This window comes from Haloplanus natans DSM 17983 (genome assembly GCF_000427685.1).
Classification (GTDB): domain Archaea; phylum Halobacteriota; class Halobacteria; order Halobacteriales; family Haloferacaceae; genus Haloplanus; species Haloplanus natans.
The window spans coordinates 1425509-1439275 of record NZ_KE386573.1; the positions used below are offsets into that span (position 1 = coordinate 1425509).

Here is a 13767-nt window from a genome sequence, read left to right on the forward strand (position 1 = left end):
GTCCTGGCGACCCACCGGTAATGACTTACACTAAACCGTATGACGGCCGAGTCGCCACCACGCCGGCCACCCGGTCCGTTCGGTCGACCGCACGCGATCAGGCGCGGAGCCACTCCAGAAGGCCGACGGTTGCCTGGCGCCCTCGCACCGAAAGCGTCGCGACGAGCAGGGAGCCGACGCTCCAGCCGAGGAGTCCGGCCACGGCGGCCGGCGGCGAGACGAAGCCGGAACGCTCCGAGAACGCGACGTAGAGCACCGTCTCGAACACCAGCCCGCGGTAGGCGCTCGCGGGCGAGACGCCGAGGAGCGTGCCGAGGTCGGCGTCGACGAGGCCGCCCGAGAGTATCCGCAGGATGGTCACGTCGGCGCCGACGACCACCACTAGCAGGCCAACGAGCGCCAGGAGGATGGCCCGTCGACGGGAGTCGGCGAGCGCGGAGACGGCGACGGCCATCGCGAGCGTCGTGAGCGCGAACGCCGCCGTGAGCGCCAGAAAGCGGACAAAAAGGAGCGGCGAGTCGACGCCGCGGTGACTGGCAAAGACCGTCGTGGCGGGGGCCGCACTCGCCGCGACGACGGCGCCGAGGAACAGGAGCGGTACCAGTACGACCGAGAGGAGCGCAACGGCGCGGCCGGCGTAGACGCCGAGTACGTACGCCCACGGCGGGAGGGGGTAGGTGGCTAGTACGTCGAGCGTCCCGCGGATCGCGTCGTCCGTGATCGATCGGTAGCCGACGGCGAATGCGACGGCGGGCACCAGCACTTCGACGACGAGCAACACGTCCACCACCGTCGGGATGTAGCCCGCCGAAGGGCCGTTCCCCGCCCGGGCGAGGCCGAAGACGACGAGCGTCAGCGCGGCCGCCAGAAGGAGATACGTCCGGTTCCGGATCGCGCCACGGATTTCGCGGGCGAAGACGGCCCAGAACGCGCCGACCCGTCCCGTCATCGCGTCGCCTCCGTGCGAACCGAGACGGCATCGCCGACGTCGACGAGGTTCGTGAACGTCTCGTGGAGCGGTCCCCCCGTCCGCTCTCGCAGCGCCCCCGGCGTGTCGCTCGCGACGACCGAGCCACGGTCGAGAACGACGACCCGGTCGGCCGCCCGCTCGACCAGCGGCAGGTCGTGGGACGTGACGACGACGGCGTGTCCGTCGTCGGCCAGCGTCTCGACGATGTCGAACACCCGCCGACTCATCACCGGATCGAGTCCGCTCGCGGGTTCGTCGAGCGAGAGCACCGGCGGATCGCCGGCGAGCGCCTGGGCGATGCCGAGCAGGCGCGTCATCCCGCCCGAGAGCGCCTCGACGCGGCGGTCCGGGACCGCCCCGAGCCCCACCCGTTCGAGCAGTTCGGTCGGGTCGTCGTCGACGAGGCGCGCGTAGAACGTCGCCGTCTCGGCCGTCGTATATCCGGGCCGGAACGTCGGCGCCTGGGGGAGGTAGCCGAGCGGCCGGGTCGCCGACGGCCCCTCGTACGTCACGTCGCCGTCCGTCGGCGACAGGAGCCCGGACAGGATGCGCAGGAGTGTGGTCTTGCCCGACCCGTTCGGACCGATCAGCGCCACGACGCTCCCGCCCGGTATCTCGACGGACACGTCCGCGAGCGCGGTCACGTCGCCGAAGGTACGGCTCACGTCGGTCGCGCGCAGATACGCGTCCGTCACGCGGCGCGTTCCTCCGTGTTCACGGCCGTCTCGTTGCGGGCCTGCGCGAGCAAGTCGGGGTTCGCCGGCCGCCGAAGCGGCGCGAGGTCGATGATGCTTGCCTTCCGGAAGCCGGGCGTCGTCCCGCGGAACGCCCGCAGGCCGCGCACGGTCGGGGCGGCACTCAGCGTCACCGCTGCGTCGGTCCGGTGGAGCCGACGGTCCAGGTCGTCGGTCGGCGAGTAGGCGCGGTCGAGCGTCGGCGATCCACCCCCACCGAGGGTCATGTCGTACGCCCCCTCCCAGTAGTTGCCACGGCCGTTTTCGGTGTAGATCCGGAGCGGGCCGGGGCCGGCGGTGGCGTGGCGGTCGTTGCCCACGAAGTCGTTGGCGACGACCCGGTTCGACGGGACCACCGTCGAGGCGGCAAAGCCCACCTCGTTCCCGTAGAGGACGTTTCCCTCGAACGTCGACTGCGTGGCGTACGTTACCAGTCCTCGATCGGTGTCGACGACGACGTTGCGGGCGACGTAGCTCCGCGACCCACCCGCGAAGATTCCGCCGTTGGCGTGGCGCACGTCGTTGCCGACCACCGCGTTCTCGGTCGGACGGGTCATGATGACCACCCCGCTTCCCTCCTGTCCGCGGGCGACGTTGTCCGCGATCAACGTCTCCGAGGTGTACATGAGGTGGACGCCGAAGCGGTGGTCGAGGAACGTGTTGTTTCGGACGACGGTCCCGTGGGCGCGGTGGAGGTAGACGCCGTCGCGGCCGCCCTCGATCCGCGAGTTCTGGACTACGACCGACTCGTACATCGCCATGACGCCCATGAACCCGTCGAGCCACTCCTCGGAGCCCTCGACCCGAAGACCGTCGACGACGGCGCCCGGCGTCCCCCGGAGCAACACGCCGTTGGCTGGGGTGTGGATCGACACGTTTCGGACGTAGGTCCCGGAGACGTTCACCGCGGCGATGCCGGCGTCACCCTCGCCGTACCCCTGCTGAATCGGGGCGTCCCAGTCGTCACTCGCCGACGCGTTCGCCGCGCGGGTCGCGTTGCCGACGCCGCGGATCGTCAGTCCAGTCACGGCCACGTCGTCCGCCCGAACCTCGATCACCGTCCCCTCGTCGCCACCGTCCATCGTCGCCCCCTCGCCGCGGAGGGTGAGTGGCTTCTCGATCGTGACGCGTTCGGCGTACGTCCCCGGGGGCACGACGACGGTCGTGTTCGGTGGCGCGGCGGCGACGGCGGCACTAATCGTCGGCGCGTCGCGGCCGACCACGGTCGACACCTCGCGATCCAGAAGCGTCGCCGCCTCGGCGACGCGGCGGTCCGCACGCGCCCGCCGGTCGTCTACGTCCGACTTCACGCCCGCCGCGCTCGGAACGGTGGGCGGATCGGCGCGGAGCGTTGCCCAGTCGACGACCCGGCCGCCACACGCCTCGGCGAAGTCCGCGGCGTCGCCCGCGTCCGAGAAGGGGACGACGACCGACGTGCCGGCGAGTGTCGCTCGGCTCCCGACGACGAACTGCGCCTCGGTCACCGACACCCAGTCGGGGTTGGTGGCCACGGTGAGCGTGCCGCCCTCACATCGCGGTGACCGGTCCGCGTAGTCGGAGGCGTAGACGGCGAGCGGGTAGCCGAACTGCTGTTCGCGGCCGGGTTCGTCGAGTGCCGAAATCGCGCCCGCTACCCCTGCATAGCCGACGACGTAGCGGTACTGCGAATAAAACACCTCGACGCGGGGGATGGTGGCACCCTCCTGTTCGGCGGTCTGTTCGGCCTCCGCGGTGACCCCAAGCTTGACCGTGTCCGCGTACGGGACGGGGTCGGGTCGGGCCGACCCCAGATCGACGGCGAAGGCGCCGACAGCCGTGGTCAACAACAGGACCGAACACGCGGCCGCCACGAACTGCCACGTCCGCGTCTCCCCGTCGTTCATCGACCGATCGTTGGCCGGGGGCGTATTTACCTCGTGTGGTGTGGCCGTCTAGCCCGAATACTCCGCGTAGCTCACACAGTAGCCTTCGGGATCGATGTTGCCGGCGACGATGGCACACGCCCCCATCCCGTCGCCGTTCTTGTCCTCGATGTAGAACTGGCAGCTCGAACACTGCTGGCCGTTCTTCGGTTGCTCCTGGTAGTTCACCGCCGACTTCGCCGAGAGCGTGTCGGGATTCCGCTGGGTGCCACCCAGACTCGTCGCCGTCTCGTATTCCGCGGGGACGGTGTCGTCGCCGCCGGAGTCCATCGACCCCTCCGTCGCGGTCGCGGTTGCGGTCGCCGTGGCCGTGGCCGTGGCCGTGTCTTCACCGCCACCGCCACCACAGCCGGCCAGGCCGGCCGTGAGTCCGCTTCCGATCAGCGCGAGCAGTCGGCGTCGGTCAGACTTCGTCAGTCGTTTACCCATGATCGTTCGTTGCCTCTCCACCGACCAATAAGCTCTGGTGTCCCCGTCGAAATCCGCGATCGGCGGATACCGACCTTTTTGTCGGCGTCCCGTCTACGGCCGTCGGGGCGTGTGGCCTAGCGGATAGGGCGAGAGGTTCCTAACCTCTCGATCGCGGGTTCGAATCCCGCCACGCCCGTTCCGGAATCGAACGGTGTGGAGTCACAGGACGGCGTCGGGGTTCTTATAAACCCGACGCTCAGACCGCGAGCACGATCGTTCCATGTGTGAGCGGGGGTCGTCGCTGTCATGCGATTCGCTAAGAGCTAATTGGTGGATTGGTGATATAACCGTTGGGGTGGACCCGTGATTGTGTGAGCCACTTGCATACTGAAGAATAAAAGAAAAAAGTCGCACAATCCGCCCCAACCCATCCGTAATCCGCACGACTTGTAACCGTCCGGTTTTCTTCCGTTTTAACGCTTGTAGCGGCGGAATTGAATTTTCAGCCGGCGTTTGAGCGCTCGCTGAATTTCCGGAACCCATGCGGATCGTGTGCGGCTCTCGCCTCCGTCCGGGACTCGCACCAATCGAAATCGTGGAGGGTTATAAGTTTAGGGGACAGGAAGGCTCTTTCAGGTGGGGTAGAGATCATCGAAATCTGCCACCAAAACGGTCGAATTATCACATCGTCTCATCGCCATATAGTGAAAAATCTCAGCGAGGAAGCTGAACCGAAGTCGAGGGCTATGAGAGGACTCAGTTAGTCCAGCTCGATCGCCTTGCTGGCAGCGTCAAGAGGGTCCGTATAGAACACGAGTTGCAGCTGGTCCAGCAGCTCATCTGGTATTTTTGGCAGGTCTTCCTTGTTCTTAGCTGGCAACAACACCGTTTTCGCTCCTGAATCAGCTGCCAGCTGCAGCTTGTCAACTAGTGAACTCACAGCGACGAGTTCGCCCATCAAACTCATCGCACCCAATACTATCGTCTGGGGGCGGACTGGTCTGTCAAGAATTCCTGAGACGATGCCGACGAGAAGCCCAACGCTTGCCTCGCCTCCCTCGTCGGCATCAGACGGGTTGAGTACCTGCACATTGATGTCGTATTCATCTAACGTCTCATCACGCCGAAGATCACGCATATTCGCCTGCAAGTAGTCGCACGCCGTCTCGAATGACTCCTTCATCTTGCTCCCGGGAGTCCCCGAGATGTTTGTTTTTCCAGACCCGGGGAGCGCTTGTGTTTCGATTCGGAATGGAGCATGCCGTCCCTCACTTTCACCGATCGTGTAGACTGTCCCTGCCTGCTGGGTTCCAGGTGGAATTAGAGCTTCGTCGGCCTCTTCGGGTACGGCGACGTAGTTCTCCTCTTTCGTCCCTAAGTCCAAATACGAGAACTCAACTGCTCGATATTCCATTCCGCCCATCCGCTTCAGTTGCTCTTTTACGCGCCGCCGACCTTCCATCGCGAATTCGAGGTACTCCCGAAGCTCCTCCTTGCTGTACTCTCCATGCGGATGGAGTAGCTTGAGGAGTCCAGATGTAGTTTTGCGAACCGCTTTTTCGTCACGCTGGTTCAGGTGGTCTCCGAACGCAAACTCTTCGTTGATTGCATCTCCGTAGGATTCTTTTCGGAGCTCTCGAACGAACTCCGCGAAATAATCCACGATAAAGCCGAACTGGTCGCCGAAGAATTCGGAGCGCATCTTCGGGACTTCCCACCCGGGGAGATAGTAGTGGAAGCGGTCGATGAGGGCAAGGTCCTGCATCTCTTCTGGGAATGGCTCAAAGAGGTGAGAGCTCTTGAGAACGCCCTCAACATCTAGGTCGATGTTTCCAACGTAGACCATGGATGCCTGCGCTGTGAGCTCTTCAGTACCGCGTGAGAAGCTCCCAGATTCCATGTAGTCTTTGAGCATCTGCACCGCCTCTGAATCACTGAATCGGAGTCCTCCGACCTCGTCGAAAGCAACGACATCCCATCGACCGACGAGGCCAATTCGACCAGTATTCAAATTCAGGAACAGCTTCGCAACGGTCGTTTTGCCGCCCGAAATGAGTATGGAGTGTGGGCTGATTTCTCGATATAGATAGCTCTTACCGGTTCCGCGTGGCCCCAATTCGACGTAGTTGTAGTTTGACTCGACGAGCGGGATACAACGAGCCAAGAAGAGGAGCTTCTCGCGCTCGTCGAACGAAGATGGGTCATAACCCACCGTTTGGAGCAGGAGATCCATCCATTCGTCCCGCGTGAATTGGCGTCGACGATCCTTCAGTTGGTCAAGGTCGAGGTTCGACACCTGGATCGGCTTGAACGACTCGATGCCGAACAGACTCTTGGGGCTGTTTGCGTTGTCCGGGATATACTCCAGGTCGATGATAGCCCAGACACCGCCACCCAGAAGCTTGGGATGTTTGCTGACTAGGTGTTCGCCGACTTCGACATCGTTCAATCCGAGATTTACGAACGATCCAATATATGCGTCCTGCTGCTCATCGAGTTTGACGGTTACCTTGTCGATAACACGATAACGACCCCGCTCGCGGACCTCGCTTTTGACGAATTCGGCTTCGTCGGGGCGAACATAATGCTTCGACAGAATCTCTTTGACTTTTTCGAGGCCCTCCTCAAGCGATTCCTCATCGTCCGTAGCGCAGTATTGTCCGATGAGGTATTCAAGAACATAGGTAGGAACGTTCACTCCAGATTTAATGTCTTGAACGAGATCCTTCCGGACCACGCGGCCGGGAAAGACGTCGAGGGCTTTCTCGTCGACGTCCTCGGTTGTCATTAGTTACGGGGAGTAGAGCCGGGTGCATATTGGTGTCGGTCAAAAGAGACAGCACCGAGCACCGACAGACTCAGTAGTTACTGAAAGCTCGGCAGAGTTCAGACATCGAATCGCATATCATCATCGCCGAAGAGCAGGTCGAGCCCAACTGTCCTTTTGACGATTGTCTCTCGGGTATCGGTGTCGATGACCTCGAACTGAACAGAGTTTTCTCCAGAGATAGCCCCTTGCTTGAGCCGGATTCGGGTGCTATTGGAACCAGGAGAGATCTCCAAGGTGGCGGGATCGGCAACGGACTCTCCATCGATATTCGCACGGATCTCCAGAGTCGGTGCTCGATCAAACGACACCTGCTCGCTTTTCGCTTCGATATCGACCGAGATAATCGAGTTCGTAATTGGATCTGGAATCGAAACATCGTAACTGATCGTCGCACTCTCTTCGATTTCGCCTGTCGTCACGGTGAGACACGGAACGAGCAATTCTTGGAGCGAGATTCCACCGTGGAAGTATCGCATGTTCCCACCCTGTGCTTTGAAGCACGCGACGCTCCGAGGAAACAGGAGCTTGAGGTCCGGGGCGTTGATTCCGAGGTCCGACAGCGCATCAGGCCCAATTTCGATGAATTCGTCCGTATCGACGAGTGAGGTCTTACTGTCAGTCGCCGCGAATCGCCGTTTAACGACTGGAGCGAGGTCCGGAGATTCGACCTTGAGGTCATCGGTCAGTCGATCCGTATAGAGGAACCCGTGGTCGCTCGTAATCACGAATCGGGTGTAACCAGCCTGTTTCAAGCGCTGAACGGTTCGCTCGACGTCGTCTATGTGCGAGGAGACCTGACTAAATGCAGCATCGTCGTCGAGATTCTCTCCGAGTTTGTCTATCGTTCCGGAGTAGACAACCCGAGGAATGGGGTCGGATTCGGCCAGCTCCTCCAGCGCGATGTTGCTCACTCCGTCCATATCGACGACCTCGAAGCCTGCGGCGCTGAGCCGGTCAACACGATCGGCTTTCCCGCCCATCACTTCCCCGCCACTAGTCACAACGAGGTCGTCGTTTTCAAGTGATAGCCCGAGTTCTCCGGGAAGGTGTGCAGCCATCCCGACTTCCGTAATCGAAGGCAACGCAGCGCTGACTGCGCTTAGGCTCTGCTCGAAGTCGGTTCGTAGTCCGAGATTCTCTTTGATGGCCTCGGCCAGTTCGTACCGTAGCCCGTCACAGACGATGATTGCAGTGCCTTTCTCAAGGTCTGCAAACTCCTCGTAGAACGAGGTCTGCGGTGTTCCGAGCGTCGGGTCCTCACTCAGAATATCGGCAAGTGGTCTGTTCACCCCTTGGAGGAAGGACATGTAGTGTTTGGTGACCCGCTTTTTCACCGTGGTTTCCTTGGGGTAGGGGAATGTAGCCTCCTGTGTTGCGTTGATATAGTTCCGATAGGATGAATCGACTTGCCACCAGCCGTCGTCACTGGTGTATTTCTGGGCGAGTTCCTCTGAGGAGAGTGTCTTTGCCTCGTCCGTGTCGATGGTCCCGACTCGCTGTAGCGTTTCTACCGCCAAAGCTGGGACCGACCAGTCGACGAGGTCTTCGTTGCTCCAGAAGCTATTCTGGCGGGATTTGACGGTTCGTTCGAGATCCGTTGCGATTTCAGGAAGGTCAGCATACGTCTCTTCCGCGAGTCGCTCCATCACGAGCCGGATAAGGCCCATGTCGATGCCCTTGAACGCCGTCGCGTCCCAGCTGGTCCGGTCGGAGTCGATGACAGCCTTCGCCAGATCGTAGTCCGTCTCGATTTTTTCGGCGTAGCGCGTGAACTCGGTCGGGGCGTACTGCTGCCACTCGTCACAGAACGTTGCAGCAGCACGAGGCTCATCCGGAGCGAGTTCGTCGTATCGTGTCGTCGGAGCCCGGCTAGCTACCTCGCCAAACAGGAACTGTGTAGCTATCTCCTTCGGGTCGAGTCCGGCGTCGACGCCATATTCCTCTCGGAGCTGTGCGTCCCAGGCGTCGGCCATCGCGTTGTCCTCAATTGTCTCACGATACGCTTCCGGCTCTGAGAGGTACGCTCGCACCCAATCATCCGTATCCGGGCCAGCGGTATCGAAGAGAACGCAGAAAAACGCCAGGCGCTGAACCTCGCGGTTCTGGCCCCAGTCTTCGTACGCGTCGGGAATCTCTTCGTCGTGCTCGACGAGGAACTGCGTCACAGGAGTGTCGTCGATATCTTGGCCGACGCGGTACTGTTTTCCGAGTGCGTGGACGTCACGGAACCACTCGGCGTCATTGCGGGACTCAGGGATGTAGAACAGCCAGTTCTGCTCGTAGTTCGGGTCCTCCTCGTGGAGGCGGCGCTTCAGTTCGAAGTAGCTGCCGTCGTAGCGAGCGAGCGTGACGTCGTTGAGTGCAGCTTCGACCTCGTCAAGGACGCCCTTGTACTTCTCCTGGGCGTCGTACCACACCCAGACTGGGTGTCGGTCGAACTTCTGCCGGAGTTCCGTGATAATACTGTCCGCAAGATCTCCCATTGGTTTCTTAAAGTCTATCTGTCCTGATTGTTGTTTCGGAGATGGTCTGATTCAAGAAGAAGTTATAGTCCAGTTGCTTTCAACTCAGAACAAAGTCCTCAATAGCCTTTTTACAATATCTCTTTTTAGATTTGTTATCATGATTTGTTTCTAGATAGATGCCCTCATCCACTTCGTTAGGACGAATCATTTGATGATCCTCATGTGATGGCTCTGTATTTAGGATATATCGAGTCTGAGCTCTCTTTGCAGAGAAGGGTAGATCGGATTTAGAAATAAATCCATTATTGACAAGATATTCAAATAAAGAGACAAAATGGTCCGTGCTATTTCCAGATCCGGAAAATGAGATAGTTTCCTCATCTGGGTCATACAATACCCCAGTTTGTTCCTCGATCGACGAAATGATGGATGAGTTTGAATTGCTCATTCCCGTACTCTTCGAAGGCTTCGAACAACCATCCAATAAAGATTGCTCAGATCCGGTGGAGAAGTCTGTCGAAAGGATGCTTCCACGCCTACCGTGAATAGCTTGATTTCAATTTCGGCAATCCGGTTTCAAGAACTTCATACTGATCCCATTCTTTGATATTTTCCCAAATTCCATCCTCGACGTCAACAGACAACCCATCATTAATCATCTGGTCGATTATTTCTTGGAATGATCGGATGTCATTAAGATCATGCTCAACTTTTTCTTTCCGGTTTAGCATATTCTTATCTGGATTCTCCTCCTCAATCTGTGCACTCAGTACTTGGAGTTCGTTTTCAAGCTCTTCAATCCGTGAATCGATATATTGACCTCGAAGCTTCGGCAACGTATTCTGGTCAATATCATGATAGTAGAGGAAGCAGCTAAATGCCCCACCTGGGCTTTCAAGCTGCCAATAGACCGGAATCCGTTGACCTCTCCTCTTATAGTTGTTCGTATGATGGTATCTGAAGAATCGATTCCGAAGCCAATCTTCAATCGATCTCCCTAAATTAGATTCAATGAAGGTTCTAGCAGTGTCAGCGTCCATGAAGTAGTCATTAAGAATCTGTTGTATTTGGCTATCAACCGCCTCTGAATCATCTTCAAATACAAAGATTAACTCCTCGCTTTCATTATTCCAACGTCCAAGAAGTTCGCCGAGCAGGTAAGATACAATTCGTTCCGTTATTTCTTCGTCACTTGTGACATCACATTCCTCCTCGTTCAGGAAAATGTTGACGACTGTATATGGCGATATCTCGTGATCTTCGCAAATTTCTCGGAAATCATCAGATTTTGAGTTGGAGACTGACTTAACTAGTGACTGGTATTCTTGTTCGTCAAGTCTGACGGGGTCTATCTCATCTTTTAGCAATTCGTGGCGAATCTGCCCACTATTCTTGACATGAGGGAATCTACTCGGGTTAGATAGAATTTCTGAGTAAATCCTCTCACGAGTATCTTCATTGAGATCATATACATCCATGACCTCCTCGTCGATTAATCCGCCCGCAACCAACCTAGCTGCTTCTGCGAGTTTATCCTTCTCCCAGATCTGCGATATGGTATTTTGTATATTACCGTCGAGCGCCGCAGAAAACTTTGAAGACGAGAATTGAAGAGTCTCTTCCATCTGAGCACTCTTCTTATCAATCTCAGTCACGATGAGATTATGTAGTGGCTCTACCCTTGCGAATGAAATGTCGTCTTCTTTGAATGGCAAGCGCTTCACGTCGTATTTCTGGAAGTTCGCAGAAGGATTGAATCCTTCAATTACATATCTTATGAGGGCAGAGTTCATCCATCCATTAATGTAAGGTATATCACCGGAATCAGGGTGAACTCTGTACATTTGATTATCTGGGATCTCTCCCTCTTTCACGTACCTTGACACGAAATATTTGCTATTCTTCTGGAAGGCGGCACATTCTTCGCCGATGCGGGACTTATCGCCGAAGAAATACTGGTTGCCATGCTTTTCTCCCTGCTTTTCAATATACGATCCCTCACCCTTCCAGTCAACTAGATAGGTTGTTTCGTCATGATAAGGCAGCGAATTCTCCGACCGAATAGAGGCTCGATACCGGTCGCCGATCTCTGAAGGAGGGACTTCCCACGACTTTCGAAGGAGTTTGTCGTTATTGCCCGTTTTCACACCAGATTCAATATCCACTATCTCATCAAAATTCTTTGAGTCATCAAAGATAGAGAGAACATCTGCACCATACCAATAGGTGAAGGGTGATCCTCGAATTCCAGCGAAAGTCGATTGAGATACCTCAAATACCCGTTCGCTTGCGCCTGTATTTCTATATTTAGAGACCATTGAATTTAGGCCACTCCGTTTATCCTCCATTCCAACCACTCTGTCAAACTTAGCATATTCTAACTTCGTCTTTTGATCGGGATTAGAAAGGTGACAAACGTTCATATAGTCCTCATCTCTATTTGAGAGATGGGCAGATTCAATAATTGTTGTTTCATCTAGCAAGTAATCGCGGAGATCTTCAAAGCTTCGCAGATACATAAATGTTTCTGGGGTGATTGTTACAGAATATCCAGAATAAGTTGTCAATTCTGGCACACGCTGTAAAAAGCAAGAGTACAAATCACGATATCCGTGATAGTTATCTCGGGTGAAGCTTTTCAGCTCCTCCGACATTTTACTGCTGTTGAGATAGGGTGGATTACTGACAACGATCTCGTATTGGCCGACGAGTAGGTCGAGCAATTCAACTGTTTTCCCTACTTCCTCAGCAAACATCTCCTCAATAGGGTTATTACGATCAAGAGCTTCAGAGGCCAAATCACTAATTTCTTCCAACAGTCTGTTTTTCACTTGGTTCCATGATTCTTCACCTCCTTCTTCAGAAACAAATGCTGTTTGTGTTGCAAAGGATCCCTCATTAGTGAATTTCACTTGGCCAGATTCCTGAATGGCTTCTTTATGCTGGTCTAGGATTTCTTCAATTCGCTCCTCTACACGAACCAAGCTTCCGAATTCCCGAATATTGCTGAAACTCCGCCAAATCTGCTCCAGAATTTCTTTCTCTAAATCAGAACGGGCCCTATCTAAAATATCCTGTTTTCTGTCCCCGTTGATGAGTACTGCATCGGCTGAGACAATATTTATTTGAGGGATAGCAACATCTGGTGACTGTTCTTTGGCCTTCAGATACAGTGACAGGGCAGCAATCTGTGCTGCACCAGAGTCAATATCGATTCCATAGAGATTATTCTTCAGGATCTCACGAGGGATGTATTTTTCAGGCGTTTTTCCCTCTTCCAGATACATTTGGTATAGCACATCGAATGCATAGAATAGCATATGACCACTACCACAGGCAGGGTCAAGCACCGATATATCCTCTACCGCCTCTGTCTCCCGATCAATCAAGGAGTCTTCCAGGGGGGCAAGGTAGAAGCAATTCTCTTCATCGTCAATATTCGTCTGTTCACCCTGCATTTCGAGCCACGTTCGCCCGAGAGAGTTATCGACCATCCACTCGACGATGTATCGCGGAGTGAATAGCTGAGTTTTCGTAGCGATATCTGTTCCAGCTATCTTGTAGTTCTCCTCATCGACACGTTCGTCAATATCTTCACGCTCCTCCTCACCGAAGTACTGGTACACCCAACCCAGAGCTTCGTCACTTTCCCAGGCTTCGTCGTCAATTGCGTCCAGTTCGTCAAGAACCTCTTCTCGAACCTGCGCGTCGAGGTCGATAGCAGTGTGTTCGGACTCCTCGAAAATCATCCGAATCTCCGCACCGATCTCCTGATACGCAAGGTCAAGTGTGGCACCGAAGCCGTCGTCGGGAGCATTGGTTAGCTCGCCGGCGATCTCCGCCACAGTGTGATGCATGTACGACCGGTTGCCGTACTCCGGGCGTTCGGTGATGGTTTCCTCGACGAGGCCCCGAACCTCGATGGTTTTCAGCGCGACAAAGCGGTTGAGGTAGGTCTTCGTCGCTTCGCGGACGTAGTTGGTGATCGAGCGCTCTAGGTCGCCTTCGGTGGATTCGAGTTCCCGTTCGATGGCAGCGTCCAGCGTTCGTCGAGTATGGCGCTCTTCAACGGATAGGTGAGAGAGATCTTCGAGCGGGAGACGCTTGTCCTCGTAGATGCCATACTTTTCGAGCTGCCGTCGAAGTTCATCTTCGAGGGTGTGGCGCGTACTGAGGATGGTGCTTCGAATCGTCGAGCGACGTTCCGAGGAAAGGCCTGGTTGACCGTGTGTTGTGGACATGGATTAGAGAGGTGCGTACAGCCACGAAGCGGGCGGGATGACAGCACGCTGTGTCGTGGTTCCCGCCCGCGATGACATACCACCGTCAAGCGGTCGGTGAGTCTTATACTTGTGGGAAGGGAATATCTTAGCTCGCTCGTCGCGAGATATTGAAGAACGAAGGTATCCCATTGGTCCCCAGCCGATGTTACGGC

7 protein-coding genes and 1 tRNA gene are annotated in these 13767 nt (G+C 56.6%); 1 reads left to right on the plus strand and 7 read right to left on the minus strand.

Going from position 1 to position 13767, the window contains the following annotated elements; all coding sequences use genetic code 11:
• Nucleotides 1–97: 97 nt before the first annotated feature.
• From HALNA_RS09525 to HALNA_RS09540, 4 genes are read right to left on the minus strand one after another with little or no spacing between them, the layout of a single operon-like run.
• Nucleotides 98–949 carry an ABC transporter permease subunit gene (locus tag HALNA_RS09525; protein ID WP_049936148.1) on the minus strand — a complete coding sequence of 284 codons (852 nt, stop codon included), beginning with the start codon at nt 947–949 and terminating at the stop codon, nt 98–100.
• Nucleotides 946–1665, minus strand: coding sequence for an ABC transporter ATP-binding protein (locus HALNA_RS09530; RefSeq protein WP_049936149.1), 720 nt, complete (start codon nt 1663–1665; stop codon nt 946–948). The genes HALNA_RS09525 and HALNA_RS09530 overlap by 4 nt, the downstream gene beginning before the upstream one ends.
• Nucleotides 1662–3587, minus strand: coding sequence for a NosD domain-containing protein (locus HALNA_RS09535; protein WP_049936150.1), 1926 nt, complete (start codon nt 3585–3587; stop codon nt 1662–1664). Before HALNA_RS09535 ends, HALNA_RS09530 begins: the two co-directional genes overlap by 4 nt.
• A 48-nt stretch (nt 3588–3635) precedes the next feature.
• Entirely contained in the window at nt 3636–4055 is a 420-nt protein-coding gene (locus tag HALNA_RS09540) for a high-potential iron-sulfur protein (RefSeq protein ID WP_049936151.1), read from the minus strand.
• A gap of 105 nt (nt 4056–4160) precedes the next feature.
• Between HALNA_RS09540 and HALNA_RS09545 the strand changes: the two genes are divergently transcribed.
• Nucleotides 4161–4233 (plus strand) — tRNA-Arg (locus tag HALNA_RS09545).
• Between the two features lie 564 nt (nt 4234–4797).
• Here the strand turns inward: HALNA_RS09545 and brxL are convergent.
• The 3 genes from brxL to pglX all read right to left on the minus strand — a co-directional run bounded on the left by brxL (nt 4798) and on the right by pglX (nt 13573).
• Nucleotides 4798–6825: a protease Lon-related BREX system protein BrxL gene (brxL, locus tag HALNA_RS09550; protein ID WP_049936152.1), complete on the minus strand. Its 2028-nt coding sequence runs from the start codon at nt 6823–6825 to the stop codon at nt 4798–4800.
• Between the two features lie 98 nt (nt 6826–6923).
• Nucleotides 6924–9350, minus strand: coding sequence for a PglZ domain-containing protein (locus HALNA_RS09555; protein ID WP_049936153.1), 2427 nt, complete (start codon nt 9348–9350; stop codon nt 6924–6926).
• Between the two features lie 518 nt (nt 9351–9868).
• Nucleotides 9869–13573 (minus strand): BREX-1 system adenine-specific DNA-methyltransferase PglX, encoded by a 3705-nt coding sequence (gene pglX / locus HALNA_RS09560; RefSeq protein WP_049936154.1) that lies wholly within the window; start codon nt 13571–13573, stop codon nt 9869–9871.
• Nucleotides 13574–13767 lie beyond the last annotated feature (194 nt).

Coding starts and splice junctions, on each gene's coding strand:
- HALNA_RS09535 (WP_049936150.1), bottom strand. CDS start 3,587: ATGAACGACGGGGAGACGCGGACGTGGCAGTTCGTGGCGGCCGCGTGT.
- pglX (WP_049936154.1), bottom strand. CDS start 13,573: ATGTCCACAACACACGGTCAACCAGGCCTTTCCTCGGAACGTCGCTCG.
- HALNA_RS09555 (WP_049936153.1), bottom strand. CDS start 9,350: ATGGGAGATCTTGCGGACAGTATTATCACGGAACTCCGGCAGAAGTTC.
- HALNA_RS09525 (WP_049936148.1), bottom strand. CDS start 949: ATGACGGGACGGGTCGGCGCGTTCTGGGCCGTCTTCGCCCGCGAAATC.
- HALNA_RS09540 (WP_049936151.1), bottom strand. CDS start 4,055: ATGGGTAAACGACTGACGAAGTCTGACCGACGCCGACTGCTCGCGCTG.
- brxL (WP_049936152.1), bottom strand. CDS start 6,825: ATGACAACCGAGGACGTCGACGAGAAAGCCCTCGACGTCTTTCCCGGC.